We start from the raw sequence: 15,251 nt of genomic DNA, 5'->3' as shown, positions 1-15,251 counted from the left end.
CCGTGAGCCTCCCGCAACAATCCTTCGCCTCCCAGTTGTCGCAGCAGTTCCGCCAGTCACTGGGGCTGGCGCCGAAGTTCGTGCTCGTCACCGCGCTCATCAGCGCGACGGCGGCCACCCTGCTCACCGGTGTCGCCACGCGGCGGCTGGAGAGCGACCTGGCGGACAGCTACCTGGGCGCGGGGCGGCACGTGGCCCGCGGGCTGGCGGTGGCGGCGGAGCAGGGGGTGTCGGCGGGGGCCAGCGCGCTCCAGCCCATGCTGGACGCCAGCGTGGGCCATTCGGACCTGGCGTATGCCTTCATTCAAGACTCGGCCGGCAACGTGGTGGCCCACACCTTCCCGGACGGCTTCCCGGACGCGCTGAAGGAGGCGGTCGCCACCGCGGGCGTGGGCTCGGTGCTGGAGGCGGACGCCGGGGGCGTCCGCCTGCGCGCCATGGACGTGGTGGCGCCGGTGGCCGGTGGCCGCCTGGGCTCGGTGCACGTGGGCGTGTCCCGGGACCACATCGACGAATTGGTGTCCGCGCTGCGCGTGCGGATGGTGGGCTTCGCGGCGCTGCTGGTGGCCCTGGGCGTGGCGGTGTCCTCGCTGTTCGGCCGGAGCATCGTCGGCCCGTTGAAGAGCCTGACGGAGGTGGCCGGCCACATCGTGGAGTCCGGCGATTTGACGCGCCCCATTCAGGTGAAGAGCGGCGACGAGGTGGGCCGGCTGGCCAGCTCCTTCTCGCAGATGGTGGAGCGGCTGCGCGAGGTGACGCTCAACCTCCAGCAGGCGGCCGTGGCGCTCACCCAGTCCACCGAGCACCTGAATTCGTCGTCCACGGAGCAGGCGCAGACCATCTCCCGGCAGGCCGCGGCGCTGCAGGAGACGCAGGTGACGGCGCAGGAAATCAAGCAGACCTCCATGCTGGCCGCGCAGAAGGCGGAGAGCGTGCTGTCGGTGGCCGAGCGCGCCGACACGCTGGCCAAGTCCGGCGAGGCCTCCATCGAGCTCACCATGGCGGGGCTCAACGACATCCGCGTCCAGGTGGGGGAGATTGCCCAGAAAATCGTCGAGCTGGGCGAGCGCACGCAGCAGATTGGTGGCATCACCCAGACGGTGAAGGACCTGGCGGACCAGTCCAACATGCTGGCGCTCAACGCCGCCATCGAGTCCGTCCGCTCCGGCGAGCACGGCAAGGGCTTCGGCGTGGTGGCGCGCGAAATCCGCGCCCTGGCGGACCAGTCCATCGAAGCCACCACGCGCGTGCGCGAGCTGCTGGATGACATCGCCAACCAGGTGACGTTGGCGGTGCGAATCACGGAGCGCGGCGCCGAGCGCATGGAGTCGGGCCTGGCCCAGGTGCGCACCAGCGGGCAGAACCTGCGCGAGCTGTCCTCCATCGTCCAGGACAACGCCGCCGCCGTCCGGCAGATTGCCGCCGCCGTCAGCCAGCAGAACGTGGGCATCAACCAAATCACCCTGGCGGTGAATGACCTGTCCAAGATGATGGATGAGACGGTGGCCCGCATCGGCTCCACGGGCGAGGCCGCCACCACGCTGCAAATCATCTCCGAGCAGCTCTCCAGCGCGGTGAAGAGCTACCGCGTCGAGTAGTCGCTCGCCCGCTGTCACGGGCGGACAGACGAAGGCCCCGGCTCCCTGGGAAGGGGACCGGGGCCTTGTCCTGTCCGCGGCCAGCGCGGGCAGGGGACTATGCCACCTCGGCGGTGGCGGGCTCCGTGCGCAGCTTGAGGCTGTCGTCCTCCACGTCGTAGTGGGCGGTGCCGCCATGCTTCAGGTCCCCGAAGAGGAGCGCCTGGGCGAGCGGCTTCTTCAGCGAGTTGTCCACCAGCCGGGCCATGGGCCGCGCGCCGAAGGCCGGGTCATAGCCGTGCTCGGCCAGCCACGCGCGGGCGGCGGGCGTCAGCGCCAGCTTCACCTTCTTCTCGTCCAGCATCTTCTGGAGCAGGCGCACTTCCTTGTCCACGACCTTGAGGATGACTTCGGGCGGGAGGCCGGAGAAGAGAATCCACCCGTCCAGGCGGTTGCGGAACTCCGGCGTGAAGGTGCGCTCAATCGCCTTCTTCGCGCGGGTGGAGTCCACCGGCTTCGCGAGGTCCCCGAAGCCAATGGCCTTGGTGCTCATCTCCTGGGCGCCCGCGTTGGTGGTGAGGATGAGGACGATGTTGCGGAAGTCGGCCTTGCGGCCGTTGTTGTCCGTCAGCGTCGCGTGGTCCATCACCTGGAGCAGGATGTTGAAGAGGTCCGGGTGGGCCTTCTCGATTTCATCCAGCACCACCACCGAGTAGGGGTGCTTGCGCACGGCGTCCGTGAGCAGGCCGCCCTGGTCGAAGCCGACGTAGCCCGGCGGCGCGCCGATGAGCCGGCTCACCGTGTGCTTCTCCGAGTACTCGCTCATGTCGTAGCGCAGGAACTCCACGCCCAGCGACTGCGCCAGCTGCTTGGCCAGCTCCGTCTTGCCCACGCCCGTGGGGCCGGAGAAGAGGAACGAGCCAATGGGCTTCTCCGGCGCGCGCAGTCCGGAGCGCGCCAGCATGATGGCGCTGACCAGGTCCTTGATGGCCGAGTCCTGTCCGTAGATGACGCCCTGGAGCTCCTTCTCCAGATTCTGGAGCTGCACGCCCTCGCTGGCGGACACGCTCTTGGCGGGGATGCGCGCCATCTTCGCGACGACGGCCTCCACGTCCGCGCCGCTGACGGTGTTGGAGCGCTGGCCCTCCGGCTTGAGCCGCTCGGCCGAGCCCGTCTCGTCGATGACGTCGATGGCCTTGTCCGGCAGGAACCGGTCGTTGATGTGTTTGGCGGACAGCTCCGCCGCCGCGCGGATGGCCTCGGGTTGGTACGTCACCCCGTGGTGCTCCTCGTAGCGGCTCTTCAGCCCCTCCAGGATGAGGATGGTGTCCTCGACGGAGGGTTCGCCCACCTCAATCTTCTGGAAGCGGCGTGACAGGGCCCGGTCTCGCTCGAAGGCGGACTTGTACTCCTGGTACGTCGTCGAGCCGATGCAGCGCAGCCGCCCGCTGGCCAGCGCGGGCTTGAGCAGGTTGGACGCGTCCATGGAGCCGCCACTGGTGGCGCCCGCGCCGACGATGGTGTGGATTTCGTCGATGAAGAGGATGGCGTTCGGCTGCTCCTTCAGGGCCTTGAGTACACCCTTGAGCCGCTCCTCGAACTGGCCGCGGAACTTGGTGCCCGCGAGCAGCGCGCCCATGTCCAGCGAGTAGACGATGGCGTCCTTCAGCACCTCCGGCACGTGGCCTTCGTGGATGTGCAGCGCCAGCCCTTCGGCGATGGCCGTCTTGCCCACGCCCGCCTCACCCACGTAGAGCGGGTTGTTCTTCCGGCGGCGGCAGAGCACCTGGATGGTGCGCTCCAGCTCCTTCTCGCGGCCGATGAGCGGGTCGATGCGCCCCTCCTTGGCCTCGATGTTGAGCTGCACCGTGTAGGCCTCGAGCGGGCTCTTCTTCGGGGACTCGCCCTCGTCGTCGTCGCCCGCCGGGGTGGCGTGGCCGGCGCTCTCCTCGCCCTCACCTTCACCCTCGCCGTCCTTGGTGACGCCGTGGGAGATGTAGTTGAGCAAATCCAACCGGGTGACGCCCTCCTGCTGGAGCAGGTAGAGCGCGTGGCTCTCATCCTCGCGGAAGAGGGCCACCAGCACGTCCCCACCGTCGATGAGCTTCTGCTCGGCGGACAGCGCGTGCATGGCGGCGCGGTGGAGCACCCGCTCCACGCCGATGGTCTGCTGCGGCTCGGCGTCCACGCCCTCCGGCAGGCGCTCAACCGTCTCCTCCAGGAAGGAGACCAGGCGCTCCTGGAGTTGCTTCACGTTGGCGCCGCACCCCTTGAGGACTTCACGCGTGCGCGCGTCCCTGGTGAGCGCCAGGAGCAGGTGTTCCAGCGTCAGGTACTCGTGGCGCATCTTCCGCGCCTCGTCCAGGGCGGTGCGGAAGCTGGCCTGCAACTCTTTGGCAATCAGCGGTCCTGCCACGTTTCAACCTTCCTCGGGTTCCATGGAGAGTCGCAGCGGCATGTCGTTCTCCTGCGCCGCGGCCTCCACCGTCTGAATCTTCGTTTCGGCGACGTCGTACGTATAAACGCCGGCCACCCCGACACCGTTGTAATGAACGTGCAGCATGATCTGCACGGCATCCGTCTCCGACTTGTGGAAGACCTCCTTGAGCACGGCCACGACGAACTCCCGGGTCGTGTAGTTGTCGTTGTGCAGGAGCACCTTGTAGAGCGGCGGTTTCTTGAGCTTCTGCTTGGGGGCGGACTCCGTGATGACGGAGGTGTCGTGCTCATGCTTCTGCGCCATAAGTCGTTCGGACTCCCTTTGCTGAACGGGCGGGGGATTTTCAGTCCCCCTCCTTGAAACCAGTCTCCGCCCGCCACTGGGGCAGGCTTCCTTCGACGGCTGCCCGCTCGTGGGCCAGGAAGCCGCGCACGGCCCTGTCCATGCCCGGGTGGAGGAGCAGGTGCGCACTGTACGTGAGGCGCGGCTCGAATCCCCGGGTGAGCTTGTGCTCTCCCCCCGCGCCAGGCTCGAAGCGCTCCAGCCCGGAGGTGATGCCCTCCGAGATGGGGTGGTACAGGCAGACGTTGAAGTGAAGGAAGGGGTGCTCCTCGAAGCAGCCCCAGTAACGGCCATAGAGAACGTTGGCACCGGTGAAGTTGAACGCACCGGCCACCAGCCGGCCTTCCCGGCGGGCCTCCACCCACTCGCAGCGGTGCCGGAAGCGGGCGAGCATGCGAGCGAAGAAGTCCGGGGTGAGGAAGCGCTGGCCCCACGGATACTTGTCCACCGTGGTGGCGTACAGGCGGTAGACGGTGTCCGCGTCCGCGTCCGCCAGCGCGTCCCCGCGCAGGGTGCGGACCTCGATGCCGCGCTCGGTCAGGGCCCGCAGCTCCCGGCGCAGCTGGTTGCGGCGCTTGGCGTGGAAGCGGGCAAGGAAGTCCTCCAGCGTCCGGTAGCCCTGGTTGCGCCAGTGGTACTGCACGCCCAGCCGCACGGCGAAGCCCTGGGCCACCAGGACGGGCAGCTCCTCCTCGGTGGTGAAGAGGACGTGGATGCCGGACAGGCGCTCGGCCCGGGCGAACTCCTGGGCGGCGGCGTACAGCTCCGCCTCGCGCGCGGCGCGGTCCTCGCCCGGGGCCACCAGCACGCGGCGCCCGGTGGCGGGGGTGAAGGGGACGGCGAGCACGAGCTTCGGGTAGTAGCGCAGGCCCGCGCGCTCGGCGGCGGTGGCCCAGGGGCTGTCGAAGACGAACTCCCCGTCGCTGTCGTCCTTGAGATAGGCGGGCGCGGCGGCCACCAGGCGCGAGCCGCGCCAGAGCGTCAGGTGCCGGGGGTGCCAGCCCCGCGCCGGCACCGCGCAGCCGCTCTCCTCCATCGCGGTGAGGAAGGTCCACTCCAGGAACGGCGTGGCCTGGGCGTCCACCAGCGCATCCCACGTGGCGCGGGGGACGTCGGCGAGGGAGCGCAGGATTCGCAGCGTGGTGGGGAGCGGTGTCGACATCGTCGGGGCCTGGGCCAGGGCGAGCCTATAACGATGCGTACCCACTGCTGCCACGGCTGTCCGGGCGCTACTTCCCGCGAGTCAGCTCCGCGGCGAGGAAGCGTCCGGCTTCCGCCAGTCCTTCCTCCCCCCGGCGGCGTCCCTCGTCCGATTCCATGACCCGCCGCGCGGCGTCACCCGCGGTGCCCACCTCCAGGTCCACCAGGATGAAGAAGGCGCTGAGCGCCGGACCCACGGGGGCGATGCGTCCCGGCCGCAGGGGCCGCTCACTCAAGGTGGCGGCCACCTTCTCCACCAGCCCGTCGTCGGTGAGCCGCTTCGCCTTGCCGCGCATGGCGGTCCACGTGACCTCCAGCAGCGTGGGCAGCATCCGTCCTGAGAGCGCACTGGACAGCCGCTGCGCTGCTTCTTCCTCGTCGATGTGGTGGGCCTGCGCGTAGGTGGGGACGAGCTTCGCCACCACCACGGCGCGGGTTGCGAGATGGGCGAGTCTGGGCGGGTAGGACACGCGGGGCTCCAGGGCGGGGCTGGCGGGCTACCAGCGCACGAACAGACGGTACCCCCCGCTGCTGCGCTCCTCCACGGAGATTCGAGGCCGGGCGTTGGCCAGCTCCAACATTCCCTCCAGGCACCCCGCCATCAGCTCGGGCCGGTTGTAGCGGTCCGACAGGGAGAGGCGGCGGCCGCGCTCGCCTTCGGAGGACATCGAGACGTCCACGTCCGAGCGGCCCATCATCGCCGGTAGCGAGGCACCCGCTCCAGCGCCTGCGCAGGCCCAATCATGGGCAGGGCCACCGCGGCCACGCGGCCTACCAGCGTCTGCGCGAAGCCGAAGATGCCCTGGCGGCCCAGCTGCCGGTAGGCGTCCTCGTCACCGAGCTCCGCGTATCGCTCCCTCCGTGCCAGGGCCACCGCCTGCTGCCAGAGAGAAATGGGGTAGTCCAACTCCGGCTTTCGGCTGTCGTACCCCAGCGCCTCCAGTTCCTGGGCCAGCCGGCCCTCCGCCTGGAGACCCCGCACGAAGAACCCCTCGAACACGCTGGCGGGCACGCGGGGCGGGGACGGGGGCATGCCCCCAGTCTACGCTAAATCCACTATGAGTTCATGTATTTCTGGGATTGCGGGTTGGTGCCGGAGTGGAGGGAGCGGGGGCGAGGGCGATTGCCAGCCCGCGACCCGGGTTGCTATGGGGCCGCGAGCGCCTTAGAGGAGTCGCCAAGGAGATTTGAATGTCGGTGAACATCCAGCTCGAGTGGACCCCGAACCCCAGCACGCTGAAGTACGTGGTGGACCGGCGGTTGTTGGCGGGCGGGGCGGTGAACTTCACGAACCCCGAGGACGCCCAGGCGAAGTCCCCGTTGGCGCGCAAGCTGATGGACGTGCGCGGCGTCACGGCGGTGATGATCGGCACCAACTTCGTGACGGTGACGAAGGGGGAAGAGGGCGAGTGGGACGAGCTCAATGACGAGGTCATGTCCACGCTGGACACCCACCTGACGGCCAACGAGCCGGTGGTGGACGAGGCGGCGCTGGCGGCGGCTCGCGAGGCGGCGGGCTCGTCCGGTGGTGGCACGGTGGAAGGGCGCATCCAGGACATCCTGGACAACGAAATCCGCCCGGCGGTGGCCATGGACGGTGGTGACATCACCCTGGACCGCTTCGAGGACGGCATCGTCTACCTGCACATGAAGGGCGCGTGCGCGGGATGCCCGTCGTCCACGGCGACGCTGAAGATGGGCATCGAGGGGCGCCTGCGGGAAATGATTCCCGAGGTCCTCGAGGTGGTGTCCGTCTGAGGCGCAACGTCAAAGCCTCGCAGGTCCGGCGGGAGCTGCTGTCGGACCAGTCCCCCGCGCTGCTGCGCGAGCTGCATCTGCTCACGCGCGAGGGGAACCTCAACGCGGACGCGCTGCGCAAGCTCAAGCAGGTGAACCACCTGATGGGCCTGCTGCGTCCCGCCGTGGAGGATGTCCAGGCGCGCCACCCGAACGCGGTGATGGTGGACGCGGGCAGCGGCAACGCCTACCTGGGCTTCGTCCTCTACGAGCTGTTCCTCAAGGGCGCCGCCAGCGGCACGCTGCTGTCCATTGAAGGCCGGCCGGACCTGACGGAGCGGGCCCAGGGCCGCGCCCAGCGGCTGGGCTTCACGCGGATGCAGTTCCAGACGGCGCACATCGACACGGCGCAGTACCCAGAGCGCATCCACCTGCTGATGGCGCTGCACGCGTGTGACACGGCCACGGATGATGCACTCGTCGCGGCCATCCGCCATGGCGCGGACCACGTCGCGGTGGTGCCGTGCTGCCAGGCGGAGGTGGCCGCGCAGCTCAAGGAGAAGCGCCCCGTCGTGGCCAGCAGCGGCAGCATGTCGCTGCTGTACGCGCATGCCTGGCACCGGCGCGAGTTCGGCTCGCACCTGACGAACGTCATCCGCGCGCTGACGCTGGAGGCTTTCGGCTACCAGGTGACGGTGACGGAGCTGACGGGCTGGGAGCACTCGCTGAAGAACGAGCTGATTCTGGGGCGCCGCGTACACCGGGAGAACCGGCGCGCGCGCATGCAACTGGAGCGGCTATTGGCGGAGACCGGGGTGAATCCCAAGCTGACGCGTGAGCTGGGTGTGAAGCCGGCAGCGTCGGCCGCGGTGGAGACTGTCTCCGCGCCGGAGCCGGATGCCTCCGAGCACGTCGTCACGCGCTGAACGCGGGCGTCTGCCATGTTGACGCAGCCTGTCTCGGCGCGGGGCAGGCACGATGAACGCCAACTGTGCCTTCTCGGCGCGGGGCCCCCTACTGCGGCGGTGACAGGGCCGCTCGCCTCAACGATGTCGCCCCGCCCTCGAGGGGCGTCTCTGGGGAGGCTCTGCGCTGCGTGTCCGGGAACGGTGGATGCGCGGGGGCGGCGCGTTCGGAGCGCTTGCTGTTCGGATATGTCGGGAGATTTCGTGGCGCAAAACTCCCGACATTTCCGAACAGCGAGGTCGGGAGCCCTCACCCGGGGCCCGTGTCGATGGTGCTCCGGGCGTCGCGGCGCCCTCGTGCAGCGCGGGCTTGCGGCCGAGATACGCGAGGTCAGAAGGGAGCCGGCCGCTCCAGCGTGAGGCGCTGCCCCGTGACAGGGTGCTGGAACGACAGGGCCTCCGCATGCAGATGCAATCGAGGCCCCGGGTGGCCATAGAGGCGGTCGCCAACGATGGGCGCGCCAAGGCCTAGCGGATGGGCCGCGTGAACGCGCAACTGGTGCGTCCTCCCGGTGAGCGGGAAGAGGGCCACCTTCGTGCGACCGTGGCTGCGTTCAAGCACATGCCACTCCGTCACCGCGGGCTTGCCGTGCACGGGGTCATGAATCTGCCGGGGCCGGTCGTCCAGGTCCACGCGCATGGGAAAGTCGATGGTGCCGCGCTCGCCCTGGACGTTGCCTTCGACCCATGCGGCGTAGCGCTTGTGCACCTCGCGCCCGGCGAACTGGCGTTGCAAGGCTGCGTAGGTGCGCGCGTCCTTCGCCGCGACGAGCAGCCCCGACGTGTCCAGGTCGAGCCGGTGCGCGAGCATCGTCCCCGCTGCTTCCGGAGTTCTCGCGCGCAGCCGGGCCAGCACGGAGTCCTCCACCGAGACGTCCTTCGCGGGCACGGAGAGCAGGCCCTCTGGCTTCTCCACCACCACGAGCCATTCGTCCTCGAAGACGATGTCCAGCCCTCGTGACGGCAGCACGGGCACCGTGAAGGGCCGGGGTGCGGAGACAGGGAGACCGTCCAGCATGTACGGCAGCAGCGGCCCGCACTTGTCCTTGCAAGCGGGGTAGTACGCGCCGGCGGCCCGGCCTCCCGCGGGAGGAGGAGCACCCCACCAGAACTCGGCGAGCGCGAGCGGACGGAAGCCCTGGGTGAGGGCGTGCGCCAGGAGCTTGGGCCCGGCGCAGTCCGCCGCGCCCGATGGAGGCTCGCCTCTGGCGTAGAGGCCACGCAGGTGCCGGTGTTCTCCGCGTGCATTGGGCACCACGTAGGTGTCGTGCAGGCGCTTCATCAGCGCACGGCAGACGATGCGCCGCAGTCGCTCCATGGCGCGAAGCCGCCGCTCCATGCGGGCCCGCTGGGACACGAGCGCCCGCTGCGCCTCGTCGTGTTCCGCCTCCAGTCTCCGCAGTTCCGCTTTGTCCCCCCGGCTTTCCTGGTCGAGCGCATGCAACGCCGCTCGCTTCGCCTCCTCACTCAGCGAGTCCGAGGCCATGATGTCCGTGCGCCTCGCATGGCGCTGCTTCTTCCGGGCGTCATGTGTGGCGCGCAGCGCCGCGCGGGCCTCGGTGTGGCGCGCTTGCAACGCGTCGTGCGCGGTCAGGACGGAGGCGCGCTCAGGGGACTGGCGGAAGGCCGCCTCACGGGTCATCAGGCGCTTCACCAGGGCGTCACCCGCGGGCTCCAGCCGCTCGCGCTCGTCACGGGCGAAGAGGGGCGGCGCGAAACCGGGGAGGTCCCATCGCCCGCCAAGCATGCCCGAGAAGGCGCGGAGGAATCCGACGCGTCCGTCAGGCGCCTGGACCACGAGGATGCCGAACATCTTTCCACCCTCGGGCGTGTCGAGGCACGAGGCCTCGAGTCCAGGCGCGAGATGGCCTGCCCGGAGCTCCCGCTGGAGCCATTCCGCCGCCCGGCGCGCCAGCGCGTGGGGCGCGCCCTCGTCGAAGGGGTTTGGGAAGCGCCCGGGGAGTTCGTCCGCGAGGGGCCTCGGCTCGAAGGGCGTGAACCACGTTTCCACAGGCCCGCGTTACCACGGCACGGCGGCGCGGCGCATCCGGATGGCGGCCTTCGTGGCCGCTCCACCGAGGACTCCGCGCCTGCCCCCGAGCGGCAGGGCGGCCATCGTTCCTCAGTCGGGGCCGACTTGCCCGGCTGTCTCGGACGCGAAGGCGGCGCGCATTGGCGTATCCAGGGGCCTTGCTGTAGAGGAAGACCTCGAACGCGCCGCCTGGGCCTCACGTCACATCCAGCCCCGACAGCAGCAGCCGGCACTTGAGCCCGCCGTTCTTCACCGGAAGGCTTCGCGCACCCGTCAGTCCCAGCGCCTTCACCAGCGCCGCGTCATCCGGAAGGATGACCGCCGCGCGCCACCCCGCGAAGCCCTGGCGCAGCGTGTTCCCCAAGGCCCGGTACAGCGCGGGCAGGTCTTCGGCTTCGCCCACGCGCTTGCCGTAGGGCGGATTCGCCACCACCAACCCCGGGCCTTCCACGGGCGCCTTCAACGTCCGCGCGTCCTGCCGCTCCAACGCGAGTGTCACCCCCGCGCGCCGGGCATTGCGCCGCGCTGTTCCCAGCGAGCCCGCGTTGATGTCGTAGCCGTGAATCGCCGCTCCTGGCGCGGGCAGCGCGTCCGCTTCCGCGCGCGCCTTGCGCCCGGCCCAGGCCTGGGCGTCGAAGGAGGAAGGACTCGAAGGCGAAGGCGCGCAGCAGTCCTGGCGCCCGGCGCATGGCCATCCACGCGGCCTCCACAAGGAAGGTGCCCGAGCCGCACATCGGGTCCACCAGGGGCTGCGTGCCGTCGTAGCCCGCCAGCTGGAGGATGCCCGCCGCCAGCGTCTCACGCAGGGGCGCGCGGCTCACTTCCTGGCGGTAGCCCCGGCGGTGCAGCGCATCCCCGCTGGTGTCGGCGCTCACGGTGAACGCGTCGCCCTCCACCCGCACCAGCAACGTCAGGCCCGGGCCTCCGCCCTCTTCATCGAGCGGCCCCGCGCGCTCCACCGAGGGCACGTTCCACGCATACGCCGCCGCGGAGAACACCACGTCGGGCCCTGGCACGGGGGAGCGGTTCAGGCTCACCGACAGCTTCGGTGGCGAGCGCCCATCCCAGACGTGAGACAGGTCCAGTTCAGCCAGCCGGTCGGAGAGGGTGTCGGAGTCTCCCGCGCGGAAGTGGCCCAGGCGCAGCAGCACCCGGCTGGCGCAGCGAAGGCGCAGGTTGGCGTCCTGGTGCAGGCCGGCCGGGCCCTCCAGCTCCACGCCGCCGTCCACGCGGCGAGGCTTCCAGCCCAGCGCGGAGGCTTCTGCCTCCAGGGCGGGCTCCAAGCCGGGGAGGGTGGAGACAAAGAGCTGTTCGTCGGAGCGGGCGCGTGTCACGGGAGCGTCCATTGTCCGCGTCCCGGCGCGCGCCGCAATGCTTCATTCAGGACGCGGGCGCGGAAGGCCGCTCCCAGTCCGGGGCCGGAGCCGCCGCAGCGGAGGTCTCCGCGTAGAAGCCGCGGTACTCGGGCGGCAGCAGCTCCGCCACCCGGCGCATCATCGCATCCACCAGGGCCTGCCGCGGGTCCTCGGCGCCCGCCACCTCGGCCTCCAGCGCCTCCACGCGGAAGGGCGGGCCGAAGCGCACGAAGACGTCGGCTTTGAAGAGCCGCTCGCCGCCCATGTCCGAGTCGTTGATGGGCATCAGCTTCTCCGTGCCCTGCAACGCCACCGGCACCACGGGCACGCCCGCGCGCTTGGCAATCAGCGACAGGCCCTTCTTCGCCTGGGTGAGGGTGCCCGTGCGGCTGCGCGCGCCTTCCGGGAAGATGAGCACCGACTTGCCGGCCTTGAGGGTGTCCAGCGCCCGCCGCATCGCCTCGATGTCGGGCGAGTTGGGCTTGATGGCGATGGTCTCCATCGTCTCCGAGGCCAGGCGCGTCATCACCGTGCTCTTCAGCTTCACCCCGGCCAGGAAGACGACCTTGCGCGGCCGGAAGGCCCGGTCCAGCGTGAAGCCGTCCGCGTTGGACAGGTGGTTGCAGAGAAAGAGGCAGGGTTGGTCCGGGATGTTCTCCCGCCCCAGGACCTTCTCGTTCGCCAGGGTGTCCCAGACGCCGTTCATCAGGGCGCGGACCACCTGCTGGCGGGCGCCTTCTGGCAGCTTCGACATCAGGAAGAAGAGAATGCGCAGCACGTGTTGGTCGCCTCTAGCTCAGGGGGGCAGTCGCCCCAGGCCCTCAATGCTCCACCCGCAGATGTAGTTCCGACAAGTGTCGCGCGTCAGCACCCCTCCTGTCCCGGCGCCTCGCCTGGCGGGCGAGCCGTCGTACAGCCAACGCTCATGTGGGACTGGGGGGCGGGACGGTTTTTCCTTCCCCTCTTCCCACCCTCCATGCGGGTTGGCTATGGGAGGGCGCATGAGTCTGGTCGAAGCCCGCGCGTCGCGCGCCAGGAAGCCCGTGGAATACGAGGTCACCGTCGACCATGTGCGGATGGACACGCACGACACGGCGACGCTGTTCCTGGATTTCGGCGGAGTCCCGCTGGATTACAAGGCCGGGCAGTTCCTCAACATCGACCCGCACCAGTTCCCCGCCTTGGGCCGCCTGTCGGCCTACCTCCAGGAGCAGAAGGGGCGGAAGGAGCCGCAGCGTTCCTACTCGCTCGCCTCCGCCCCACATGAGCCGCTGGTGGCCATCACCGTGAAGGACGAGGAGTTCATCCCCGGCCTTACCCGCTATCCGCCGCTCTTGTCGCCCTACCTCGTGCATGGTCGGCTCACCGGCGCGCGGATGAAGGTGATGGCCTTCATGGGGCCCTACGTGCTGCCGGAGGACGTGGAGGAGCGCACGGAGCACGTGGTCCACCTGGTGGCCGGCTCCGGCGCGGTGCCCAACTTCGCCATCCTCAAGGACGCGCTCCACCGGGGGCTGAAGCTGCGCCACACCTTCCTCTTCTCCAACAAGACGTGGGGGGACGTGCTGTACGGCGAAGAGCTGGCCGCCCTGGAGCGCCAGCACCCGGACCGCGTGCGCGTGGTGCACACGCTCACCCGTGAGACGGATGAGTCGCGCTTCGGCGCCGCCGTGCGGAAGGGCCGCGTCCACCAGTCCCTGCTGGAGGAGCTGATTCAGGACCGGGATACGTGCCTGGTGTACGCCTGCGGCCCGGCGATTACGCCGTGGGACCGGCGCAAGGCGCTGGAGACGCGCACGCCCTCCACGCCGCGCTTCATGGAGACGGTGCTGGGCCACCTCCACGCGCTGGGCATCGAGGACAAGCGCATCAAACGGGAGACATACGGCTAGGCGCTCGCGGCAGCCACAGCTCGAAGCGAGCACCGCCGCGAGGCCGGCTGCTGGCGCGCACGCTGCCCTCATGCGCCAGCACCACGCGCCGGACAATGGCCAGCCCCAGCCCCCGTCCGTTGGCGCGGGTGAGGAAGAATGGCTGGAAGACGCGCTGCGGGTCCACGTCGGGAATGCCGGGCCCTTCGTCCTCCACCACCAGGCGCACGCCGCCGTCCGCGGGCTCCACCGTCATCCGTACCTTGCCGCCCGCGGGTGAGGCCTGCACGGCGTTGCGCACCAGGTGCGTCACCGCCAGTTGGAGCAGCGTCTCGTCCCCTTCGAGTGGAGGCGTCTCCTCGGCCTCGTCCACGCTGAAGCGCAGCGTGGGGGCGTCCGGCGGGCCATGCATCTGCCCCAGCGCCCGGCGCACCAGCTCGCCCAACTGCACGGGGCGGGGGCGCGGCTCCAACGGGCGCACCACGTCCAGCAGGTCCCGGACGATGTCCTCCAGCCGGATGGCCTCCTCCTCCAGCATGCCCACCGCGGCCTGTCCCGTGGGCCCCAGGTGGGCCTCGCGGCGCAGCACCGCCACCGCGTTGAGGATGGCGCCCAGGGGATTGCGCACCTCGTGGGCCACGACGCCCGCGGCCTCGCCCAGCACCTCCAGCCGCTCGCGCGCCACCAGCTCGTCCTGGAGCCGGGACACCTCCTCCAGCCGCACCGCGGACATCTGGTGGTGGCGCACGTTCTCCAGCGCGCCGCCCACCAGCTGCGCGAACAGCTCCAGGGTGCTGGCGCCCGCGGGGGTGAGGGCGGGGCCCTGCACGGAGAGCACGCCGAACGGATGCCCGTCCACGAGGATGGGCGCGTCCAGCCCGCGCATGTCCGGTGGATGCAGCTGGCACACGGGGCTCTCCCCGTTGGCGGAAGGCGGGAAGCGCGCCACGCCGAGCATGTCGTGGTGGAAGGCCGCCTTGCGCCGCTCGAGCACCTCCAGGAAGTGCGGCAGCGCGGCGTTCGGAATGCGCACGTCCGCCAGGGGCATGCCGTAGAGCTGTTCGGCCTCGGCCACGATGAAGGGGTTCTGCCGCAGGGGTCCGTACCGGAAGGCGTCGCCGTCCACGTAGACGACGGACACGGAGAAGCCCTGGCGGTAGATGGCGTCCACGGCCGTCTCCAGCACCGACCGCTCATCGCGGCAGCGGAGCATCGTCGCGGCGGCCGCCACCAACGCCTCCGTGAGGCGCCGCACGGAGTCCTCCGCTTCCGCCTCCAGCAGCACCACCACCAGCTCGTCCGGGTGCGTTCCGGGCGCATGCCTCAGGGCCAGCGTGCGTTGGGGGCCGTTCGCCGGCTGCACGCGCACCCACACGGGGCCTTCGGGCAGCGGCCCACCGTGGACGAGGGATTCATACAGCGGCTCCACCCAGCCGCGCTCCGCGGGGACGAAGCGGCGGATGCTTTCGGAGAGCGACAGGGCTTCCAGCTCCGCCGCCGGAACGCCCAGCAGGGTGGCGAGCGCCGCGTTGACCCGTAGCACCTGTTCGCCGCGGATGAGGGCGGTGGGGAGGGGCATCGCTTCGAGCAGCCGGTATTCGGCGGAGGCGGTGGACACGGCGGTCATCCTCTGAGTCCACCGCCCCGTCCGCAAGGGAACTTCAGCGGAGCCGGCGACGGCGGACGCAATGGGTTTTTCCGCACCCCGTATGGAAGGGCGAGGGGCAACACT

13 protein-coding genes and 1 pseudogene are annotated in these 15,251 nt (G+C 70.1%); 4 read left to right on the top strand and 10 right to left on the bottom strand.

The window, feature by feature from the left end:
* Positions 1-2 precede the first annotated feature (2 nt).
* Complete coding sequence (locus QEG98_RS32625) at positions 3-1,598, top strand: methyl-accepting chemotaxis protein (RefSeq protein WP_316564056.1); 1,596 nt, start codon at positions 3-5, stop codon at positions 1,596-1,598.
* Positions 1,599-1,695: 97 nt separating this feature from the next.
* On the opposite strand, the gene clpA is transcribed toward QEG98_RS32625, so the two are convergent.
* The 6 genes from clpA to QEG98_RS32595 all read right to left on the bottom strand — a co-directional run bounded on the left by clpA (position 1,696) and on the right by QEG98_RS32595 (position 6,571).
* Positions 1,696-3,993, bottom strand: coding sequence for an ATP-dependent Clp protease ATP-binding subunit ClpA (gene clpA, locus QEG98_RS32620; RefSeq protein ID WP_316564055.1), 2,298 nt, complete (start codon positions 3,991-3,993; stop codon positions 1,696-1,698).
* 3 nt (positions 3,994-3,996) lie between these two features.
* Entirely contained in the window at positions 3,997-4,320 is a 324-nt protein-coding gene (locus QEG98_RS32615; RefSeq protein ID WP_011555974.1) for an ATP-dependent Clp protease adaptor ClpS, read from the bottom strand.
* A gap of 40 nt (positions 4,321-4,360) precedes the next feature.
* The gene (locus QEG98_RS32610) at positions 4,361-5,521 is read right to left on the bottom strand and encodes a GNAT family N-acetyltransferase (protein WP_316564054.1); all 1,161 of its coding nucleotides are present in this window, start codon (positions 5,519-5,521) and stop codon (positions 4,361-4,363) included.
* Between the two features lie 67 nt (positions 5,522-5,588).
* A complete protein-coding gene (locus QEG98_RS32605) occupies positions 5,589-6,029 on the bottom strand; it encodes a hypothetical protein (protein WP_186818018.1) in 441 nt (146 codons plus the stop codon).
* A 27-nt stretch (positions 6,030-6,056) separates the two neighbouring features.
* Positions 6,057-6,257 (bottom strand): DUF2378 family protein, encoded by a 201-nt coding sequence (locus tag QEG98_RS32600; RefSeq protein WP_316564053.1) that lies wholly within the window; start codon positions 6,255-6,257, stop codon positions 6,057-6,059.
* Positions 6,254-6,571, bottom strand: coding sequence for a DUF2378 family protein (locus tag QEG98_RS32595; RefSeq protein ID WP_316564052.1), 318 nt, complete (start codon positions 6,569-6,571; stop codon positions 6,254-6,256). Before QEG98_RS32595 ends, QEG98_RS32600 begins: the two co-directional genes overlap by 4 nt.
* A gap of 179 nt (positions 6,572-6,750) precedes the next feature.
* Between QEG98_RS32595 and QEG98_RS32590 the strand changes: the two genes are divergently transcribed.
* Positions 6,751-7,317 carry a NifU family protein gene (locus QEG98_RS32590; RefSeq protein ID WP_090492196.1) on the top strand — a complete coding sequence of 189 codons (567 nt, stop codon included), beginning with the start codon at positions 6,751-6,753 and terminating at the stop codon, positions 7,315-7,317.
* A 143-nt stretch (positions 7,318-7,460) separates the two neighbouring features.
* Positions 7,461-8,222, top strand: a complete 762-nt coding sequence (locus QEG98_RS32585; protein WP_316568002.1) for an SAM-dependent methyltransferase — start codon at positions 7,461-7,463, stop codon at positions 8,220-8,222.
* A gap of 370 nt (positions 8,223-8,592) precedes the next feature.
* Here QEG98_RS32585 and QEG98_RS32580 read toward each other — a convergent pair whose 3' ends face one another.
* The 3 genes and pseudogenes from QEG98_RS32580 to QEG98_RS32570 form a co-directional block, all read right to left on the bottom strand.
* A complete protein-coding gene (locus QEG98_RS32580; protein ID WP_316564051.1) occupies positions 8,593-10,272 on the bottom strand; it encodes an RluA family pseudouridine synthase in 1,680 nt (559 codons plus the stop codon).
* 217 nt (positions 10,273-10,489) lie between these two features.
* Positions 10,490-11,639 (bottom strand): annotated as a pseudogene (locus QEG98_RS32575) (class I SAM-dependent RNA methyltransferase).
* Between the two features lie 34 nt (positions 11,640-11,673).
* The gene (locus QEG98_RS32570) at positions 11,674-12,426 is read right to left on the bottom strand and encodes a lysophospholipid acyltransferase family protein (RefSeq protein ID WP_316564050.1); all 753 of its coding nucleotides are present in this window, start codon (positions 12,424-12,426) and stop codon (positions 11,674-11,676) included.
* 223 nt (positions 12,427-12,649) lie between these two features.
* Between QEG98_RS32570 and QEG98_RS32565 the strand changes: the two genes are divergently transcribed.
* Positions 12,650-13,540 carry an oxidoreductase gene (locus QEG98_RS32565; protein WP_174257129.1) on the top strand — a complete coding sequence of 297 codons (891 nt, stop codon included), beginning with the start codon at positions 12,650-12,652 and terminating at the stop codon, positions 13,538-13,540.
* On the opposite strand, the gene QEG98_RS32560 is transcribed toward QEG98_RS32565, so the two are convergent.
* Positions 13,518-15,146 carry an ATP-binding protein gene (locus QEG98_RS32560; RefSeq protein ID WP_316564049.1) on the bottom strand — a complete coding sequence of 543 codons (1,629 nt, stop codon included), beginning with the start codon at positions 15,144-15,146 and terminating at the stop codon, positions 13,518-13,520. The two genes, QEG98_RS32565 and QEG98_RS32560, sit on opposite strands and share 23 nt — an antisense overlap.
* Positions 15,147-15,251 lie beyond the last annotated feature (105 nt).

It is taken from the genome of Myxococcus sp. MxC21-1, from assembly GCF_032612255.1.
GTDB classification, from domain to species: Bacteria; Myxococcota; Myxococcia; order Myxococcales; family Myxococcaceae; genus Myxococcus; species Myxococcus virescens.
Note: the sequence above shows the minus strand (reverse complement) of the source record. Positions and strands in the feature narration are given on the sequence as shown.

Bases quoted from the DNA above. Each gene is read 5' to 3' on its own strand.
- QEG98_RS32615 (WP_011555974.1), bottom strand. From the start codon at position 4,320: ATGGCGCAGAAGCATGAGCACGACACCTCCGTCATCACGGAGTCCGCC.
- QEG98_RS32585 (WP_316568002.1), top strand. From the start codon at position 7,461: ATGGGCCTGCTGCGTCCCGCCGTGGAGGATGTCCAGGCGCGCCACCCG.
- QEG98_RS32560 (WP_316564049.1), bottom strand. From the start codon at position 15,146: ATGACCGCCGTGTCCACCGCCTCCGCCGAATACCGGCTGCTCGAAGCG.
- QEG98_RS32565 (WP_174257129.1), top strand. From the start codon at position 12,650: ATGAGTCTGGTCGAAGCCCGCGCGTCGCGCGCCAGGAAGCCCGTGGAA.
- QEG98_RS32600 (WP_316564053.1), bottom strand. From the start codon at position 6,257: ATGATGGGCCGCTCGGACGTGGACGTCTCGATGTCCTCCGAAGGCGAG.
- QEG98_RS32610 (WP_316564054.1), bottom strand. From the start codon at position 5,521: ATGTCGACACCGCTCCCCACCACGCTGCGAATCCTGCGCTCCCTCGCC.
- QEG98_RS32590 (WP_090492196.1), top strand. From the start codon at position 6,751: ATGTCGGTGAACATCCAGCTCGAGTGGACCCCGAACCCCAGCACGCTG.